Annotated in this window: 18 protein-coding genes; 9 read left to right on the forward strand and 9 right to left on the reverse strand. The window is 68.3% G+C overall.

The genetic code is table 11. The features are described 5' to 3' along the window. Positions 1–54: 54 nt before the first annotated feature. Together JHD82_RS06970 and JHD82_RS06975 are read right to left on the reverse strand one after the other, a co-directional pair. Complete coding sequence (locus tag JHD82_RS06970; protein ID WP_233174654.1) at positions 55–1,023, reverse strand: mannose-1-phosphate guanylyltransferase; 969 nt, start codon at positions 1,021–1,023, stop codon at positions 55–57. After that, positions 1,020–1,388, reverse strand: coding sequence for a DUF2304 domain-containing protein (locus tag JHD82_RS06975; RefSeq protein WP_199135816.1), 369 nt, complete (start codon positions 1,386–1,388; stop codon positions 1,020–1,022). The genes JHD82_RS06970 and JHD82_RS06975 overlap by 4 nt, the downstream gene beginning before the upstream one ends. A 316-nt stretch (positions 1,389–1,704) precedes the next feature. Between JHD82_RS06975 and JHD82_RS06980 the strand changes: the two genes are divergently transcribed. The 5 genes from JHD82_RS06980 to JHD82_RS07000 all read left to right on the forward strand — a co-directional run bounded on the left by JHD82_RS06980 (position 1,705) and on the right by JHD82_RS07000 (position 7,236). Continuing rightward, positions 1,705–2,529: a cysteine hydrolase gene (locus JHD82_RS06980; protein ID WP_199135817.1), complete on the forward strand. Its 825-nt coding sequence runs from the start codon at positions 1,705–1,707 to the stop codon at positions 2,527–2,529. A 56-nt stretch (positions 2,530–2,585) separates the two neighbouring features. Further along, positions 2,586–3,785: a nicotinate phosphoribosyltransferase gene (gene pncB / locus JHD82_RS06985; protein ID WP_012207404.1), complete on the forward strand. Its 1,200-nt coding sequence runs from the start codon at positions 2,586–2,588 to the stop codon at positions 3,783–3,785. 29 nt (positions 3,786–3,814) lie between these two features. Continuing rightward, positions 3,815–5,515, forward strand: a complete 1,701-nt coding sequence (locus tag JHD82_RS06990) for an NAD+ synthase (RefSeq protein WP_199135818.1) — start codon at positions 3,815–3,817, stop codon at positions 5,513–5,515. A 46-nt stretch (positions 5,516–5,561) separates the two neighbouring features. Further along, positions 5,562–6,680, forward strand: coding sequence for a bifunctional nicotinamide-nucleotide adenylyltransferase/Nudix hydroxylase (locus JHD82_RS06995; protein WP_199135819.1), 1,119 nt, complete (start codon positions 5,562–5,564; stop codon positions 6,678–6,680). Between the two features lie 64 nt (positions 6,681–6,744). Then, positions 6,745–7,236, forward strand: coding sequence for a GNAT family N-acetyltransferase (locus tag JHD82_RS07000; RefSeq protein WP_012207407.1), 492 nt, complete (start codon positions 6,745–6,747; stop codon positions 7,234–7,236). A 7-nt stretch (positions 7,237–7,243) separates the two neighbouring features. On the opposite strand, the gene JHD82_RS07005 is transcribed toward JHD82_RS07000, so the two are convergent. The 7 genes from JHD82_RS07005 to JHD82_RS07035 form a co-directional block, all read right to left on the reverse strand. Then, positions 7,244–8,182, reverse strand: a complete 939-nt coding sequence (locus tag JHD82_RS07005) for a CysB family HTH-type transcriptional regulator (RefSeq protein ID WP_013800726.1) — start codon at positions 8,180–8,182, stop codon at positions 7,244–7,246. Between the two features lie 87 nt (positions 8,183–8,269). Further along, positions 8,270–8,758, reverse strand: coding sequence for a VOC family protein (locus JHD82_RS07010; protein ID WP_012207409.1), 489 nt, complete (start codon positions 8,756–8,758; stop codon positions 8,270–8,272). Between the two features lie 111 nt (positions 8,759–8,869). Beyond that, complete coding sequence (locus JHD82_RS07015; RefSeq protein WP_199135820.1) at positions 8,870–9,535, reverse strand: methionine ABC transporter permease; 666 nt, start codon at positions 9,533–9,535, stop codon at positions 8,870–8,872. Continuing rightward, a complete protein-coding gene (locus JHD82_RS07020) occupies positions 9,513–10,673 on the reverse strand; it encodes a methionine ABC transporter ATP-binding protein (protein WP_199135821.1) in 1,161 nt (386 codons plus the stop codon). Before JHD82_RS07020 ends, JHD82_RS07015 begins: the two co-directional genes overlap by 23 nt. A gap of 13 nt (positions 10,674–10,686) precedes the next feature. Continuing rightward, positions 10,687–11,499 carry a MetQ/NlpA family ABC transporter substrate-binding protein gene (locus JHD82_RS07025; RefSeq protein ID WP_199135822.1) on the reverse strand — a complete coding sequence of 271 codons (813 nt, stop codon included), beginning with the start codon at positions 11,497–11,499 and terminating at the stop codon, positions 10,687–10,689. 47 nt (positions 11,500–11,546) lie between these two features. Further along, the gene (locus JHD82_RS07030; RefSeq protein ID WP_047326487.1) at positions 11,547–12,650 is read right to left on the reverse strand and encodes an isopenicillin N synthase family oxygenase; all 1,104 of its coding nucleotides are present in this window, start codon (positions 12,648–12,650) and stop codon (positions 11,547–11,549) included. Between the two features lie 35 nt (positions 12,651–12,685). After that, positions 12,686–14,089 carry an O-acetylhomoserine aminocarboxypropyltransferase/cysteine synthase family protein gene (locus JHD82_RS07035; RefSeq protein ID WP_199135823.1) on the reverse strand — a complete coding sequence of 468 codons (1,404 nt, stop codon included), beginning with the start codon at positions 14,087–14,089 and terminating at the stop codon, positions 12,686–12,688. Between the two features lie 218 nt (positions 14,090–14,307). Between JHD82_RS07035 and JHD82_RS07040 the strand changes: the two genes are divergently transcribed. Genes JHD82_RS07040 through JHD82_RS07055 form a run of 4 tightly spaced genes read left to right on the forward strand, consistent with a single transcriptional unit; the run spans position 14,308 to position 18,484 of the window. Beyond that, positions 14,308–15,414, forward strand: a complete 1,107-nt coding sequence (locus JHD82_RS07040; protein ID WP_199135824.1) for an ABC transporter substrate-binding protein — start codon at positions 14,308–14,310, stop codon at positions 15,412–15,414. Then, positions 15,411–16,466 carry an ABC transporter permease gene (locus JHD82_RS07045; protein WP_199135825.1) on the forward strand — a complete coding sequence of 352 codons (1,056 nt, stop codon included), beginning with the start codon at positions 15,411–15,413 and terminating at the stop codon, positions 16,464–16,466. The genes JHD82_RS07040 and JHD82_RS07045 overlap by 4 nt, the downstream gene beginning before the upstream one ends. Next, complete coding sequence (locus JHD82_RS07050) at positions 16,460–17,281, forward strand: ABC transporter ATP-binding protein (protein WP_016450923.1); 822 nt, start codon at positions 16,460–16,462, stop codon at positions 17,279–17,281. Before JHD82_RS07045 ends, JHD82_RS07050 begins: the two co-directional genes overlap by 7 nt. 12 nt (positions 17,282–17,293) lie before the next feature. Further along, the gene (locus JHD82_RS07055) at positions 17,294–18,484 is read left to right on the forward strand and encodes a cytochrome c (RefSeq protein WP_199135826.1); all 1,191 of its coding nucleotides are present in this window, start codon (positions 17,294–17,296) and stop codon (positions 18,482–18,484) included. The last annotated feature ends 177 nt before the right edge of the window (positions 18,485–18,661 follow it).

An 18,661-nucleotide genomic window follows, 5' to 3' on the forward strand; every position in this document is an offset into this window, starting at 1 on the left:
CCCCCCCCCCCCCCCCCCCCCCCCCCCCCCCCCCCCCCCCCCCCCCCCCCCCTTTTAGATGTGTATAAGAGACAGGAAGAGAAGGCTGTCATTAGTATCAATGGCCAGCGTGTGGCCTACATGGGCATTGCCACATGCATCACGCGGCAACACGTCCCAAAGAGAGTCCCAGGCCCCCAGGTCGGACCAGCCCGCATCCATAGGAACCACCGAAGCAAGAATTCCCAGAGCTTTGTTGCCTGGTAGATGTTCCATTACTGCGTAGTCGATCGATTTGGAAGGGCAACTGGCGAAGAGCTCGCCATGGGGACGGATAAAGTCCATATCTTGGCTGCTCTGGATTAACGAGGCTTGGCAAGCATGCAGCATCTGCGGCTGCAGCTCTGCGACAGCCTTGAGCCATTGGTCTGCCCGCACCATGAAAAGGCCGCTGTTCCAAAGATAGTCGCCGCTTCGCAGATAATTTTCGGCCAATTCACGGCTGGGCTTTTCAGTAAAGCTGCGTATCGCGAACGCGCCGCAATCGACGGCTTCTGCTTTCTGTATATAGCCATACCCAGTCTCTGGACGGCTGGGTGTAATGCCAAACGTGACCATGGCGCCATCCTTGGCAAGTTGCCAAGCCACAGCCACGGCCTTGTGAAAGTCCGATAGCCTGGCAATGACGTGATCTACAGGCATGGCCAGCATTACGGTTTCAGGCTCTGCGACCAGTGCCGCCAGGGTCAAGGCCGGGGCAGTGTTTCGACCAACGGGCTCCAACACCAGCTTGGAGCCTTCTATTCCGGCCTCCTGCAGCTGTTGCGCCGCCAAAAAGCGGTGCTCGTTATTGCATATCACGACGGGAGCAGCCTTCGGGATATGTTCGGCCATGCCATCCAAGCGCCTGGCAGTTTTCTGCAACATGGAGATTCCGTCCCCGTGGAGCGCCAGATATTGCTTTGGGTGGCTCTCACGGGACAGTGGCCACAGGCGGGTTCCAGATCCGCCACAAAAGATGACGGGAAGCAAGGGTGTGCTCATGACGGGGTCTTGTTGGAAAGAGGCTGGTGCAAATCCTCAGCATCAGCCTCCACCATCGCCAACCGCTGATTCAACCGCCGCACATCGCGCTCAATGCGGGTGTTGACCATGTCGGCATGCAGGGCCTTGATGAGCAGGACGATGCTGACCAGCAGCAGCAGCATGGCTGGTGGATAGCTGATGCCCAGCACCGCTGCCAGGCGGTTGATCATCCCGGGCCAGACGCCCAGCACGACGGCAGCCACGGCAACGACCACCCAGAGCAGCCCGTGCATGAGGTAGAGATGGTCGCGCCGGATCAGGTACAGAATCAGCGCAGCCAAACCCATACCCATAAAAGTTGTTGTTACCTGAAGGGATGCCATATTGATAATCAAGAGCCACCGAATGAGTCTGTTCGGTTGAAGCAGGGCACGCCTGAAAGCAGCGCAGTGGCGGTCTGAGACAAGCCAAACCATTCGCGAAATACGTGAAACCTCCTATTGCAGCTCTCTGCATCATGTTCGGAACAAACGGGCCCTGCTTGCCCCGCCTTGCCCCATGACAGGGAATCGCGGCATTCCTTCGCCAAAAAACCAGACATCCAGGATCACAGCCTTGAATGCAGACGGGGTTCTGGCAGCACTACACTGAAGCACTCACCTGATACATGTCCGCGCTGTTGCTTTCGTGCACTCACCCATGCCATCTGCCACCACCCAGCTCCTGGTCATAGACCCCCAGAACGACTTCTGCGATCTGCCTGAGGACTGGTGTCCTGGCGGGCAACGTCCCAGCCTGCCCGTGGCGGGCGCCCATGCCGACATGCAGCGGCTTGCCGGTTGGATACGGCGCGACGGGGCGAGAATTGACGCCATCACGGTGACGCTGGACTCGCACCAGCGCTACGACATCGCCCATCCGGCTTTCTGGCAACAGGGTGACGGCGGCGATGTGGCACCGTTCACCGCGATCACGGCGGCGCAGGTGCGGGCGGGAGTGTTCCGGCCGCGCAACGCCGAGGCGCTGCAGCGCAGCCTGGAATATCTGGATGCACTCGAAGCCAACAGCCGCTACACGCTGATGGTCTGGCCCGTGCACTGCGAGGTGGGCAGTTGGGGCCACGGTATCCATGCCGATGTGCTGGCGGCCTGCGGCGACTGGCAGCAGCAGCGCCAACGCGCCGTGTACAACGTTTTCAAGGGGCTCAATCCCTGGACTGAGCACTACAGCGCCCTGCAGGCCGAGGTGCCGGACCCGGCCGATCCGGCGACCTTGCTGAACACTGCCTTGCTGGAGCGGCTGGACCGGGCCGACTTGCTGGTCGTTGCTGGCGAGGCCAGCAGCCATTGCGTGCGCTCCACGGTCGAGCATCTGGTCGAGCACCTTCCCCATCCTGAGCGCATCGTGCTGATGCATGACGCCATGAGCCCGGTGCCGGGCTTCGAGTCTGCGCACCATGATTTCCTGGCAGCCATGCAGGCCCGCGGATTGCGGCTGGCCTCCAGCCAAGAACTCCACCTGTAGGGGCCAGGCCTCCTTCCTGCGCGCAGCCCCCTTTCCTGTTTCCCCAGCATCGCACCATGGCCCCCATCATCACCAGCCTGCTCGACACCGATCTCTACAAATTCACGATGTGGCAGGCCATGCTGCACCGCAATCCCCAGACCGAGGCCGAATACGAATTCGTCTGCCGCACGAAGACGGCCTTCCCGCTGGCCGAGCTGCTGCCCGAGGTGGAGCGCGAGCTGGACGCCCTGTGCGCGCTGCGCTTCACGCCCGAAGACCTGGCCTACCTGGGCGGGCTGCGCTTCATGAAGAGCGACTTCATCGACTTTCTGCGCATCTTCCAGTTCCAGCGCGCCTTCATCCGTGCCTGGGCCGATGGCGACACCCTGCACATCGAGGCCAAGGGCCCCCAGGTCCATGTGATGGGCTTCGAGATCTATGTGCTGGCCATCGTCAACGAGCTGTATTTCCGGCGCTTCGACGCCGAGGCGGCGCTGGCCGAAGGCCGCAGGCGCCTGGCCGGCAAGATCGAGCGTCTGCGCCACCTGGCCTGCGAGGCCAGGCTGCGCAATCCCTTCGAGCTGTTCGACTTCGGCGTGCGCCGGCGCTTCTCGGGCGCCTGGCAGCGCGAGGTGGTCCAGGCCTTTGCCACGCAGACGGCGCAGTGGTTCAAGGGCACGTCCAACGTGCTGCTGGCTCGCGACTTCGGCATCGTGCCCATAGGCACCATGGCCCATGAGTACCTGCAGAGCTACCAGGCCCAGGGCGTGCGCCTGCGCGACTTCCAGATCGCCGCGCTGGAGGACTGGGTGCAGGAGTACCGGGGCGACCTGGGCGTGGCCCTGACCGACACCGTGGGCATGGATGCCTTCCTGGCCGATTTCGACATGTACTTCGCCAAGCTCTTCGACGGGCTGCGCCACGACTCGGGCGACCCGTATGCCTGGGGCGAGAAGGCCATCGCCCACTACCAGAAGCTGCGCATAGACCCCCAGGCCAAGCGCCTGGTGTTCTCCGACGGGCTGGACCTGGACACGGCCCTGGCCCTGTACCAGCGCTTTGCCGACCGCATACAGCTGGGCTTCGGCATCGGCACGCGGCTGACCAACGACATGGGGCTGGAGACCATCAACATCGTGATGAAGCTCACCCACGCCAACGGCCAGCCCGTGGCCAAGATCTCGGACTCGCCGGGCAAGACGCTGTGCAACGACGAAACCTATCTGGCCTATCTGCGCCAGGTCTTCGGCCTGGCCCAGCCTGTCGCCGTCTGATACCGCCCGACACCGCCAAAGCTCCATTCATGCTGCGCATCACCATTGCCCAACTCAACCCCACCGTCGGCGACATCGCCGGCAACGTGGCCCGCATGGCCGAGGCCGCTGCCCGCGCCGCGCGCGCGCAGGCCGACCTGCTGGTCTTTCCCGAGCTGTCGCTGTGCGGCTACTACCCTGGCGACCTGCTGGACGAGCCCGCCTTTCGCGAACGCCTGGAGCAAGGCTTGCAGCAGCTGCTGCAGGCCACGCGCCAGTGGCCGCAATTGCACTGGGTCATCGGCGCGCCCACGCGTGCCAGCGGGCCCGGCAAGCCGCTGCACAACAGCCTGCTGGTGCTCAAGGACGGCGCCGTGCGCCTGCGCTACGACAAGCAGCTGCTGCCCACCTACAACATCTTCGACGAGCGCCGCCACTTCGAGCCCGGCCCCGACGCGGCCAAGGTGCTGCGCATAGGCCAGGCCCAGGTGGGCTTTCTGGTGTGCGAGGACGGCTGGAACGACGCCGGTGCCGACTACGCCACCAACCCCTTCGCGCGCATGGCCGACGCCGCGCCCGACCTGGTGGTCAGCATCAACGCCAGCCCCAGCCACCTGGGCAAGCGCGAGCAGCGCCACGAGATCTTCGGCCAGGCGGCCACGCGCCACGGCCTGCCCATCCTCTATGTGAATCAGATCGGCGGCCAGGACCAGATCGTGTTCGACGGCGCCTCCTTCGCGGTGGAGCCCGGGCGCGGCGTGGTCTTCGAGGCCGAGCGCTTTGTCGAAGACCTGCGCACGCTGCAGTTCGACGACGGACGCTTCCTCGACGCAGCCGGCCAGCACTGCATGAGCGTGCCGGCCGAAGGCCTGCCCACCATGGAGTTCTACCGCCGCCAGATCGTGCTGGGCCTGCGCGACTATGCGCGCCGCTGCGGCTTCACGCGCGCGGTGGTGGGCAGCTCGGGCGGCATCGACAGCGCACTGACCCTGGCCCTGGCGGCCGAGGCCCTGGGCGCGGACAACGTGGTGGCCGTCACCATGCCTTCGCGCTTTTCGTCGAGCGGCTCGGTCGATGACTCGGTGATCCTGTGCCGCAACCTGGGCATCACGCTGCACGAGCACCCGATCCGCGAGCTGGTCGACGGCTATGCGCGCCAGTTCGAGGCCAGCTTCGGCCAGCCGCTGCAGGGCCTGCCGCTGGAGAACCTGCAGGCACGCATCCGCGGCACCACGCTGATGGAGTACTCCAACGCCTTCGGCCACCTGCTGCTGACCACGGGCAACAAGTCCGAGATATCGGTGGGCTACTGCACGCTGTATGGCGACACCAACGGCGGCCTGGGCCTGCTGGGCGATCTGTACAAGACCGAGGTTTTCGAGCTGTCGCGCCACATCAACCACAGTGCGGGCCGCGAGCTGATTCCCCAGGCCATCATCGACAAGCCGCCCTCGGCCGAGCTGGCGCCCGACCAGAAGGACGAGGACAGCCTGCCGCCCTATGCGGTGCTGGACGAAATCCTCAAATACGCCATCGAAGGCCGGCACCTGTCCACCGCCGAATACGGCACGGCCGAGCGCTTTGTGACCCAGCTGCTGGGCCAACCCGGCAGTGCCGAGCTGGTTGACCGCGTCAAGCGCATGATCTTCCGCAGCGAGTACAAGCGCCGCCAGGCCCCGCCCATACTGCGCGTGCGCCCGCGCGCCTTCGGCACGGGCCGCCAGATGCCCATTGCCGCCCACTACGAATGAAGCCAGAGTGAAGCCACCGAGCCTGTTTATGCAAGAGACTGCCGCCATGGACGCCCCCACCGAAACCCCGGCCACCAGCGAGCGCGTGCACACCGCCGTGCTGATCGGGCGCTTCCAGCCGCTGCACAACGGCCACATGGCCCTGCTGCGCGCGGCGCTGGAGCGTGCCGAGCAGATCGTCGTCGTGCTGGGCAGCGCCATGCAGGCGCCCAATCCCAAGAATCCCTTCAGCTGGCAGGAACGCGCGCAGATGCTGCGCGAGGCGCTGCCGCCGGCCGACGCGGCCCGCCTGCATTGCGTGCCCGTGCGCGACTATTACAACGAACCGCTGTGGGTACAGGCCGTGCAGCAGGCCGTGCAGTCCTGCGTGCCCGAAGGCGCCAGCGTGGCCCTGGTCGGCCATTTCAAGGATGCGACCAGCGGCTACCTGGCGCGCTTTCCGCGCTGGCAACTGATCAGCCTGCCGCGCCTGGGCCAGTTCGACGCCACGCCGCTGCGCGACATCTACTTCGGCGAATCCGGCGTGGACTTCGAGGCCCTGGCCGCCCAGGTGCCGCCCGCCACCCTGCAGTTCCTGCGCCAATGGGCCACCACGCCCGTCCATGCGCAGATGTGCGAGGAATGGCGCATGCTGGCCCGGTACCGCCAGGCCTGGGCTGCGGCGCCCTACCCGCCCGTCTTCGTGACCGTGGACGCACTGCTGCGCTGCCGCGTGCCGCACGAAGGCGCGCAACAGGACCACATCCTGCTGATACGCCGCGGCCATGCCCCGGGCCTGGGCCTGTGGGCGCTGCCGGGCGGCTTCCTGGAGCCGCGCGACACGCTGTGGCAGTCCTGCCTGCGCGAGTTGCGCGAGGAGACCTGCTCCACGCTCAGCGAGGCCGACCTGCAGGCGGCCCTGCAGTCCGTGCAGGTCTTCGACCATCCCGACCGCAGCCTGCGCGGGCGCACCATCACCCATGTGCACTATCTGGACCTGGGCGTGCTGCCCTCGCTGCCGCCCGTGCAGGGCGGCGACGATGCGGCACTGGCGCGCTGGGTGGCCGTCTGCGACCTGCCCGCCATGGAAAGCGCGTTCTTCGAGGACCACTTCCAGATCCTGCGCCAGTTCCTGCCCCTTCCGGTGCAACAGCCCCTGGCGGACACGGGCGCGAAAATCGGCTAAAACCGGAGATTGCGGCGCCATCTTGCGCCGCAATACCGTGTTTCCCGTGTTCCCCCGCGTTTGAATGACTACCACCCTACAGATCCGACCCGCCACCCCCGATGACGCCGAGCTCATCGTCCGCTTCGTGCGCGAACTCGCCGTCTATGAAAAAGCCGAGCATGAAGTCCTGGCCACACCAGAGCATGTGAAGCGCACCCTGTTTGCCGACAACCCCGCCGTCTTCGGCCTGATCTGCCTGCATGGCGACCAGCCCGTGGGCTTTGCGGTCTACTTCTTCAATTACTCGACCTGGCAGGGCCGCCACGGCCTGTACCTCGAAGACCTCTACGTCACGCCCGAGGCGCGCGGCCTGGGCGCGGGCACGGCGCTGCTGCGCCGGCTGGCGCAGATCGCCGTCGAGAAGGACTGCGGCCGCTTCGAGTGGAGCGTGCTCGACTGGAACCTGCCCTCCATCGAGTTCTACGACCGCCTGGGCGCCCTGCCCCAGACCGAGTGGATCCGCTACCGCGTGACCGGCGACACCCTGCTGGAGATGGCGCGCGAGCCGGGCTGAGGCCGGCCTACTCTGGCTCCACGCCCTGGCGCACGGCCTGCTCGACCACCTCGCGCGTCAGCGTGGGCACGAAGGTCTCGATGAAGGCATAGGCATAGCCGCGCAGCCAGGCGCCCTTGCGCAGGCCCAGCCGCGTGGTGTTGACCTCGAACAGGTGGCCGGCGTCCAGCGTGCGCAGGCCCTGGTCTCGCTCGGCATCCAGCGCCACCGAGGCGACGATGCCCACGCCCATGTCCAGCTCCACATAGGTCTTGATCACGTCGGCGTCCATGGCCGTGAGCACCACGTCGGGCTCCAGGCCTTCGCGCGCAAAGGCCTCGTCGATGTGGGCGCGGCCCGTATAGCCCTGCTCGTAGGTGATGATGGGAAAGCGCGACAGCGCCTCCAGCGTCAGCGCCTGCTGCGACTGCAGCAGCGGGTGGCCCGGCGGCACGACCACGCCGTGCGTCCAGCGGTAGCAGGGCAGCGCGACCAGGCCTTCATAGCCGGCCAGCGCCTCGGTGGCCACGCCGATGTCGGCCTCGCCGCTGCGCAGCATCTGCGCCACCTGCTCGGGCGAGCCCTGGTGCAGGTGCAGGCGCACCTGCGGATAGCGCTGGCGGAAGTCGCGCACCACATGGGGCAGCGCATAGCGGGCCTGGGAGTGGGTGGCGGCAATCGACAGGCGGCCCTGCTCGCTGGCGCTGAAGTCGGCGCCCACGCGGCGCAGGTTGTCGGCCTCCAGCATCAGGCGCTCGACGATGGGCAGCAGCGCCTCGCCGGGCGGCGTCAGCCCGGTCAGCCGCTTGCCTGCGCGGATGAAGATCTCCACGCCCAGTTCTTCCTCCAGCTCGCGGATCTGACGGCTCACGCCGGGCTGGGAGGTGTGCAGCGTGTGGGCCACCTCGGTCAGGCTGTAGCCGCGGCGCACGGTTTCGCGCACATAGCGCAGTTGCTGGAAGTTCATGGGCAAGGCTCCGCCCGGGGCCGGTGCGGCCCGGGCCTGTGGAAGGCAAAAGCAGGAAGGAAAGAGAGAGGGGGACGGCGAGAGGCTTCAGGCCGAACAGGCCACGGCCGGCTCATCCGGGGCATCGGCCGCTGCCTCGCGGGGCAGCTCCAGCAGCTCGATCAGATTGCCTGCGGGGTCGCGCGCATAGCAGCGCCGGCCCTCGCTCACGGGCGCCACCTCCAGCGCCAGGCCGCCGTGTACCAGCAACTGCTGGCGCAGCGCATCCACGTCGCTGACCGTCAGCGCCAGATGCACCAGGTTGCCCGCCGCGCGCTCGGTGCCGCCGGACTGCCCCTTGTAGGGCACCAGATCGATGCGCTGCCCGCCGGCCAGAAAGCTCAGGCCCGGACGCCCGGCAACGGTCAGGGCAGACAGGCCCAGCACTTCGCCATAAAAGCGCTCCATGGCCGCCTGGGCGCGCGCCGGGAAGGACAGCTGGACATGGTGGACGCCACAGACGATGGCCACGCCCGGCTTCATGGCAGTGCGGCCGGCAAGAGGGGAAGGCCAGGCGGGGCGTGTGGTGTGGGTCATCGAAGCGTCTCGGAAAAGAATCAGCAGCCCGAATGCTGCTGCAGGCCATTGTCGAGACAAGTCGAAAAAACCAAAAATAATAAAAATTCAGTCTGTTATTTCCAAATCATCTCAAGAGATCGAACGCCGGTGGTCGGCACGGCGCGCCAGCCACTCGCCGCCGAACTGCAGCACCGACACCAGGGCCACCAGGATGACGATGACCTCGAACATCACGCGCGTCTCATAGCGTTCGTAGCCGTAGCGGATGGCCAGGTCGCCCAGGCCGCCCGCCCCCACGGCGCCCGCCATGGCCGAGGCATTGACCATGGCGATCACGCTCACGGTCATGCCGCCGATCAGGCCCGGCAGCGCCTCGGGCAGCAGCACCTGGCGCACGATCTGCGGGCGGCGCAGGCCCATGGCGCGCGCCGCCTCCACCAGGCCGCCGTCCACTTCGCCCAGGCTGACCTGGGCGATGCGCGCAAAGAACGGAATCAGGTTGACCGACAGCGGCACCACCGCCGCCCAGGTGCCCAGCGTGGTGCCCACGATGGCGCGCGTCACCGGCAGCAGGGCCACCAGCAGGATGATGAAGGGAATGGCCCGGCCGATGTTCACCGCCGCCGACAGCCCCCGGTACAGGCGCGGCCTGGCATAGAGCCCGCCTGGCGCCGTGGTGTGCAGCACGATGGCCAGCGCCAGCCCGGCAACGATGGCGATCAGCGAGGACGCGCCCGCCATCAGCAGGGTTTCCAGAAAGGCCTGCAGGTATTTATCGAGCGGGGGCAGGGACATGGCCAAGCAGTTGCAGTGAATCGGCGCCCAGCGCCTGTTGAAGGGAAGACAGCGCGGCCGGTGAAAGGGGTGAGAGCGGTGAAAGCGGCGAGGGTGCCGACGGCAGATCCTGCACCGGCACGCCCACCAGCAGGCGGCCCTGCGAACGCCCGCGCATGCAGTCCAGGCCCCCCTGCAGCAAACGGGCACGCGGGCCCAGCACCTGAAGCTGCGCCAGCGGCAGGCCCTGCTGGCTGCCGCCGTCGGCCCATCCGATGGCCAGCACGGCGACGGCCTCCGGACCATCGGCCGCCGCCACCAGTTCCAGGTCCGCCGCCAAGGCCTGCCGCAGCGGCCGCAGCAGCGCACGCGCCGCCTCCGAGCGCGGTGCCGCAAACAGCTTCCAGACCTCGCCGATCTCCTGCAGCCGGCCCTGGTCCAGCACCAGCACGCGGTCGCAGACCTCGCGGATCACGGCCATGTCGTGCGTGATGAGCACGATGGTCAGCTGCAGCTTGCGGTTGATCTCGCGCAGCAGCTCCAGGATGGACTGCGTGGTCTCGGGGTCCAGGGCCGAGGTGGCCTCGTCGCACAGCAGGATTTCGGGCTCGTGCACCAGCGCGCGCGCAATGCCCACGCGCTGCTTTTGCCCGCCCGAGAGCTGGGCCGGATAGGCGCCGCTCTTGTCCGCCAGCCCCACCAGGGCCAGCAACTCGTCCACCCGCGCGCGCACGAGCGCGGGCCGCCAGCCCGCGGCCTGCAGCGGCAGGGCCACGTTCTCGTACACCGTGCGCGAGGACAAGAGGTTGAAGTGCTGGAAGATCATGCCGATGCGCCGGCGCAGCGCCACCAGCGCGTCCTCGTCCAGCGTGGCGACATCGGTGCCGTCCACCAGCACGCGGCCGCTGCTGGGCCGCTCCAGCGCATTGATGGTGCGCAGCAGCGTGGATTTGCCGGCGCCGCTGCGGCCGATGATGCCGAACACCTCGGCACGCGCCACCTCGAAGCTCAGCGCCTGCAGCGCGTGCACGGGCTCGCCCGCGCTCCTTCCCGTGCCCGTGCCCGGGTATTGCTTGCGCACGCCCTCGAAGACGATGTGCGGCCGCTGCAGCGCATCGATTGCATGGGGCTCGCCGGCCGCCGCCTGTTCCACCTTCATTGCCTTACACGCCTCAGAAGGCCGGCAGCACCGAGCCCTGGTACCTGCTCACGATGAACTGGCGCACGGGCTCAGACTGGTAGGCGCGCAGCAGGGCCGCGACCCAGGGTGCAGCGCGGTCGCGCTCGTGCACGGCAATGATGTTCACGTAGGGATTGCGCTCGCGCCTTTCGACGGCAATGCCATCGCGCGTGGCGATCAGCCCGGCCTGGTAGGCAAAGCTGTTGACGATGGCCGAGGCATCGAGATCGTCCAGCGAGCGCGCCAGCACCACCGAGGCCGCCTCCACCAGCTGCACCTTCTTCTGGTAGCTGGCGATGTCGGCCAGGCCCGCCGTGCCCTTGAAGGGGTCGAAGCCTTCGCGCAGCTTCAGGATGCCCTGGTCCTGCAGCACCACCAGCGCGCGCGTCTGGTTGCTGGGATCGTTGGGAATGCCCAGGCGCGCGCCAGCGGGCAGGTCGGCCAGGCGTTTGTGCTTTTTCGAATAGAAGGCGATGGGCGAGATGTAGGTGTCGCCGGCCGCCACCAGCCGGTAGCCGCGCTGCTGGTTCTGGTCGCGCAGGAACGGCACATGCTGGAAGGAGTTGGCCTCGATGTCGCCGTTGTTCAGCGCCTCGTTGGGGCTGGCCGCGCCGCTGATGACCACGGGCTTGACCTGCAGCCCCTGCTCGCGCGCCACGCGGGTCACCACCTCCCAGATTTCCTCGTCCACGCCGCCGCGCACGCCCACGCGCAGCGGGCCGGCCTGCGCGGCCCGGATGGCGCCTGACATCGCCGCCACCGAGGCCCCCGCCGCCAGTCTCCGCAGAAATACTCGCTTGTCCATCGCACAGTCCTTTCAAGAATCAACAGGCACCGATCAACAGGAGTCGATCAATAGGCACCGGGGTGCAACTCACGGCCAGCGGCGCGGGCCTGGGCCTGCAGGCGGGCGAAATGCTCGGGATAGAAGCGCTGGGCCACATCCAGGTGGGAGCGCACGCGGCCCTTGAGCGCGTTCTCGCCCACATGGCTGAACAGCGGGTTGTCCGGGTCGCTCTGCGGCCCCGTGGCCAGCACGGCCAGCTCGGGCGGCAGGGTCAGCAGCGGCACCTGGCCCAGGTCCAGGCGCGGCGCCAGGAAGTAGGCGATGGAGTAGCGCTGCACGCCTGCGCGCGGCACCAGCACGCGATGCACGTTGGCGCGCAGATAGCCGTTGGTGGCCAGCTCCAGCATCTCACCGATGTTGATGACGAAGGCCCCGTCGCGCGGCGGCACATCGACCCAGCCGGCCGGCGTCTCCACCTGCAGCCCGCCCACCTCGTCCTGCAGCAGCAGGGTCAGCAGGCCGCCGTCCTTGTGCGCGCCCACGCCCTGGCCTGCTGCGCCCAGCTCGCTGCCCGGGTAGTGGATGATCTTGATGCGGTGCGCAGGCAGGCCGCTGACCAGGGCGTCCAGCGCGCCCTCGGGCAGCTGCAGCGCGGCCACGAAGTGGCGCAGCAGCTCCAGCGCCACGCCATGCGCTGCCGCCTGCCAGGCCAGCACCTCCTCGCGGAACCCGGGCAGGGCCTGCGGCCACTGGTTGGGGCCTTGCAGCCCCTTCCAGTCCGGCACGCCGGGGCCTGCGGGAATCTCGGGCGATTCCTCCCCCAGGTCGATCTGCTCGCGCTGGTCGGGCCGCTGGCGCGTGATCTCCATGCCCACGGCCGTATAGCCCCGGAAGTGCCGCGTGTTGGCAATGGCCAGCGCCTGCTTGTCGGCCAGCGGCTGCGCAAAGAATTCGCGCGCGCGCCGCTGTATGCCCTGCCATGCGTCCCGGCCTATGCCGTGCCCTTCCAGGTAGAAGAAACCGGTGTCGCGCGCCGTGCGCGCCAGCTGGCGCAGCGCCTGGGCCTGCGTGGCCGGGTCACGCAGGGCCTGCAGATCGATGACGGGCAGGGCCGGGGTTGCCGCTGTGGCGGCGGGCGCGTCGAGAGTGGATGCTGTCAAGGTGCTCATGCTGTGCTGCCAGGGAAGGGGGAAGGAAGGGACGCTCAGGCCGCCAGGCGCTGATCGCGGTTTTGTTCGCGGTCTTGTTCGCGTTCGGCAGCCAACACCGCATGGCCCTGCGCCTGCTCCAGCGCCTGCTCCAGGTCGGCCAGCAGGTCCTGCGGGTGCTCAATGCCGATGGACAGGCGCACCAGCCCGGGCGCAATGCCCACGCGCGCCAGTTCCTCGTCGCTGAGCAGGCTGTGCGTGGTCTCGGCAGGAATGGCGGCCAGCGACTTGCTGTCGCCGATGTTGACCAGGCGCAGGAACAGGCGCAGCGCGTCATAGAAGGCGCGCGCCGCCGGGCGGCCGCCGCGCAGCTCGAAGCCCAGCAGCGCCGGCACATGCCCGCCGCGCAGCTGGCGCAGGGCCAGCGCGTGGTCGGCGTGGCCGCTCTGGCTGGCGTGGTGTATGCGCTCCACCAGCGGATGGCGCTGCAGGAAATCGATCACGGCCAGCGTGTTGCGGCTGGCGCGCTCCTGGCGCAGGCCCAGCGTCTCCAGGCCCTGCAGCAGCAGGAAGGCGCTGTGCGGCGCCAGCGCCGCGCCGCAGTTGCGCAGCAGCACGGCACGGGCCCGCGCGATGAAGGCCCGGTCGGGAAATTTCTCGGTAAAGACAAAGCCCTGGTAGGCCGGCTCGGGCGCGCTGAACTGCGGGTAGCGCCCCGCGTGCGCCACCCAGTCGAAGCGGCCGCTGTCCACGATCAGCCCGCCCAGCACATTGCCGTGTCCGCCGATGGCCTTGGTGGCCGAGTGCACGACGAGGTCGGCGCCCCAGTCGAAGGGCCGCAGCAGCAGCGGGGAAGCCACGGTGTTGTCCACCACCAGGGCCACGCCCGCCGCATGGCTGATGTCGGCCAGCTGGCGCAGGTCGGCAATGCCGCCCGATGGATTGCCCACGGACTCCACGAACACGGCCTTGGTGCGCGGCCCTATCGCCCGGCGCAACGCCTGGAAATCGTCCTTGGCCACGGCCGTGCTCTGCACGCCGCGCGAGGCCAGCACATGGGCGATGAAGTTGTGCGTGCCGCCATACAGCTGCGAGGCCACGACCACATGGTCGCCCGCACTGGCCAGCGTGGCCAGTGCCACGTCGATGGCGGCCATGCCCGAGGCCAGGGCCAGCGCGGCCACGCCGCCTTCGAGAGCCGCAATGCGCTGCTCCAGCACCGCCAGCGTGGGGTTGGCCGTGCGCGAGTACACATCGCCCTCCTCCACCAGGCCGAACAGGTTGGCGCCGTGCTGGGCGCTGTCGAACACGAAGGAGGTGCTCTGGTAGATGGGCACGGCCGCGCTGCGCTGCTGCTCGCGCCCCCGGTAGCCGGCGTGCAGGGCCTGGGTGTCCTGCTGCCACAGCGCATCGCTGGCTGCGTCGTGCGGGGCGGACTCGGTGCCGGTCGCTGAGGTCATGCATGGACTCCGTATGAGTGGTCGATGCAGTCCATTATTCGAAGCCCGCGTCCTGCGCACTACGAAGAAAAACGCGTTCGCTTATTCGGTTTGCGCATGTCGCCGGGCCGTTGCTTTCCTAGTTGCCACGCACATATGGATGCGCGTTTTGCGTCGTTGGAAACACGGCACCCAGCGGACAGCATCGGCAGTCCCGAAACTGCTTTGGAGGGAGTTCCATGACCCGCAAGACCCAGACCGAGATCGACAGGACCCAGGACAGCCGCTGCGCCCATGGCGCCGATTGCGGTGCTTTCGGGGCGCTCGATGCTCCCGAGGCATCCGAGCCCTCGCTCTCGCGCCGCACCCTGATCCGCGCCGGCGCCGCAGCCGGCGCGCTGGGCTCGGCCGCCTGGTTCAGCGGCCGCGCCGGGGCGCAGCCGCGCCAGAAGATCACCTTTGCCTGGAGCCAGGCCAGCTTCTGCCATTCGCCCATTCCCGTGGCGCTGGAGCGCGGCTTCTTCGAGCGCAACGGCCTGGACGTGGAGCTGCTGAACTGGGGCGGCTCGGCCGACCAGTTGCTGGAAGCGCTGGCCACGGGCAAGGCCGATGCGGGCGCGGGCCTGATCCACCGCTGGATCAAGCCGCTGGAGGCGGGGCTGGATGTCAAGCTCATCGGCAGCGTGCACGGCGGCTGCCTGCGCCTGGTGGGCCTGAAGTCGGCCGGCGTCACGCTGGACCCAAGAACGCTCAAGGGCAAGACCATCGGCGTGGCCGATCTCAACAGCCCGGCAAAGCAGTTCTATTCCATCCACCTGGCCAAGCGCGGCCTGGATGTGGACAAGGACATCGAATGGCGCGTCTACCCGGCCGACCTGCTGGATGTGGCCGCCAAGAAGGGCGAAATCCAGGCCATCGCCGACGGCGACCCGAATCTCTACCTGATCGAAAAGCGCAACCCCGGCACCTTCCTCGAACTGGGCAACAGCGCCAAGAACGAGTACGCCGAAAGCATTTGCTGCGTGATCGGCGCAGGCGCAAAGTTCGCCCGGGCCAACAAGCCCGCTGCGGCCAGCGTGGTGCGCGCGCTGACCCAGGCCTCGGACTACATCGCCGAGAACCCCAACGAAACGGCGAAGATCTTTGCCAGGTACTCGCCCAAGGTTCCCGTCGAGGACCTGCAGCGCCTGCTGGCCGAGCTGACCTTCAAGCACCATCCGCACGGCAAGCCGCTGCGCGACGAGGTCCAGGCCTTTGCGGCCGACTTCCGCACGGCCGGCGTGCTCAAGAAGCAGACCGACCCTGGCCGCTTTGCCAGCCACATCACGCTGGACGTCCTCGCATGAGCACCGCAAGACCACGCTGGCGCCTGGGCGCCACGGATGCCGCACCCGGCCTGGAACGGGAACAGGCGCAGGGCACGCGCAAGGCAGGCCCCTGGCGCACCGGCCTGCTGGCCGCCGCCGCCTGGGCCGGCCTGGGCATGCTGACCCTGCTGTGGCCCAACAAGGAGATCGGCTTCAGCGAATGGGCATTCACGCAGGAATTCGGTATTGCCGCCCTAGCCGTGGCCCTTTTGCTGCTGGCATCGGCCGTGGTGCCTGTGCGACCCGTACGGGCAGCACGGCGCATCGACCGCTGGCTGCGCCCGGCCGGCGCCTGGCTGGTGGCGGCGCCACTGCTGCTGGCGCTGTGGGAGACGCTGACGGCCAAGCTCGGCGCGCTGCCACCGCCATTCTTCGCGCCACCGCAAAGCCTGATCGACGTGGTCCATGAGGACTGGCAGCGCCTGGGCCTGTCCACGCTGTATTCGCTGCGGCTGCTGCTCAACGGCATCGTGTTCGGCGCGGTGATCGGGTTTCTGACGGGCGTGTGGATAGGCTGGTCGCGCATCGCGGGCTACTGGGTGCATCCGCTGCTGCGCTTCCTGGGGCCGGTGCCGGCCTCGGCCCTGCTGCCGCTGGCCTTTTTCTTCGCGCCGTCGAGCTACTCGGCAGCCGTGTTCCTGGTGGCGCTGGCCACGTTCTTTCCGGTGGCCGTGCTGACCTGGTCGGGCGTGGCATCGGTCAGCAAGAGCTACTACGACGTGGCGCGCACGCTGGGCGCATCGCCCTGGTTCCTGGTGCTTCGCGTGGCCATCCCGGCCGCCCTGCCCCAGGTCTTCGTGGGCCTGTTCATGGGGCTGGGCGCCTCGTTCTCGGTGCTGATCACGGCCGAGATGATGGGCGTGAAGGCCGGCCTGGGCTGGTATCTGCAGTGGGCCCAGGGCTGGGCAGCCTACGCCAACATGTACACGGCGCTGCTGGTCATGGCCGTGCTGTGCTCGGGCCTGATCACGCTGCTGTTCACCGTGCGCGACCGCACGCTGTCGTGGCAGAAGGGAACCGTCAAATGGTGATTGCCGCAGAACACGCCGCCAACGCCGCAGCCACGCCCGCCATCGCAGGGGCGGCCCTAGCCGGCGCGGCCATCGATGTGCAGGCCGTCAGCCACTGGTTCGGCCAGGGACAGGGCGCGCTGCAGGTGCTCGACGAGGTCAGCCTGCAGGTGCGGCCTGGCGAGTTCGTCGCCCTGCTGGGCCCCAGCGGCTGCGGCAAGTCCACGCTGCTGCGCCTGGTGGCCGGGCTGGACGCGCCCACGGCTGGCGCCGTGGCGCAGGACGGCACGGCCATCACCGAGCCCGATCCCTCACGCATCGTCGTCTTCCAGGACCCCACGCTGTTTCCCTGGCGCACGGTGCGCGGCAACGTGGCCCTGGGCCTGCAGGCACGCGGCCTGCTGGACAGCCAGGCCCACCGCATCGACGAGGCCCTGCGCCTGGTGGGACTGGAGGATTTCGCGGACAGCCATCCCCACCAGCTGTCGGGCGGCATGGCCCAGCGCGCGGCCCTGGCGCGCGCCCTGGTCAACGACCCGCGCCTGCTGATCCTGGACGAGCCGCTGGGCAAGCTCGACTCGCTGACGCGGCTGGCCATGCAAAGCGAGATCCTCAAGATCTGGCAGCGCGCAGGCTTTTCCGTGCTGCTGGTCACGCACGATGTGGAAGAGGCCCTCTTCCTGGCCCACCGCGTGCTGGTCTTCAGCCAGCGGCCTGCCCGCATCGTGGCCGAGATCGATGTGGACCTGCCCTACCCGCGCCAGCGCGGCCATGCCCGCCTGTCCGAGCTGCGCCACGAGGCCCTGCGCCACCTGGGCCTGGACCAGACCTGGTAGCGCCCGGATCCGATGCAACGCAGCGACTCCCCCGACTGGCTCAACCCCTTGATCGGCGCCATGCAGCAGGCCCAGGTCGGCCTGCTGCAGCTGCTGCACGGACTGGGCCTGGCCGGCACGGTGGATGGGCAGCCCGCCTGGCCGTGGGCCCTGCGCCTGTCCGGCGAAAACCTGCTGATCGACCTGGGCCAGGCCCGGGGCCTGCTGTGGTCGCTGGCGGCCGTGGCCACCGCCATCGTTTTGCTGGTGCTGGCGCTGGTGCTGGTCCTGGTTCTGCGCCGCATCCGCCTGCCGGCCCTGGTGCTGACCGCGCTGGCCGCGCTCGCCCTGCTGCTGGCCCCCTGGCCGCGTGCCGACCTGATCCTGGTGCCCGCGCATGCCACCAGCTTCCATGCCTCGCCCACGGGCTTCAGCGTGGAGAGCATTGCGCGCGGCGGCGCCACCTATGCCCAGCACTGCACGGCCTGCCACGGCGCCGATGGCCGGGGCCACGGCCCGCTGGCCGCCAGCCAGCCGGTCTGGCCTCCCAACTTCACCAGCCCGCTGCTGTGGCGCCGCGCCGATGGGGAATTGCTCTGGGCCATTCTTCATGACCGCCGCCCCGTGGAGTCTGGCGACGGCGCACGGGCACACGGCCAGGCCGACCGACTGTCCAGCGACGACGCCTGGGCCCTGATCGACTTCATGAAGGCCCGCGCCGCAGGCCAGATGCTGCAGATCGCCGGCAACTGGCCCTATCCCGTGGGCCTTCCCGACATGGCCGTGCAGTGCGCAGGCCAGCCCGCACGCCGCCTGAGCACCTGGCAAAGCCGCCAGCAGCGGCTGAGGGTGGTGGCAGGCAGCGACCCGGTGCAGGAAGACCCGCGCCTGGTCAGCCTGCAGCTGTCGCCCGATGGCGGCAACCGCGCCGCCAGCGCCCTGGACTGCACCGTCAACGACCCGCGCGCCTGGCAGGCCATGGCCCTGCTCAGCGGCTCGGACCAGCTGCAGGGCATGCAGTGGCTGGGCGACCGCAGCGGCTGGCTGCGCGCGCTATCGCGTCCGGGGGCCCAGGGCTGGTCGGAGGACGACCTGGTCTGCCGCACGGACACGGCGGCCAAGGCCACCTCCGGCGCTGGCGCCTTGGCCGACGGCCTGGGCGCGCTGATTGCACGCATGGACGCCGAGCCCGTGCGGTTCATCAAGGGTGGGTTTGTGCATTGAACCTGCACGGAGGCAGAGGATCACGGGCACACAGAATCTGAAGGGCATTCGCAACTTGCTCTTGCCAATCTTTCAAGCGGAACATGGCTAGTGGCGGGGGCATGGCCTTTCTATAGTCGGCGCCTCGACGGATCCGCCCTCTTCCCTCAAGCCCGGGCGACGGCGACACTCCCACGG

Origin of the sequence: Delftia sp. ASV31 (genome assembly GCF_016428765.1) — a bacterium.
Classification (GTDB): domain Bacteria; phylum Pseudomonadota; class Gammaproteobacteria; order Burkholderiales; family Burkholderiaceae_C; genus Comamonas; species Comamonas acidovorans.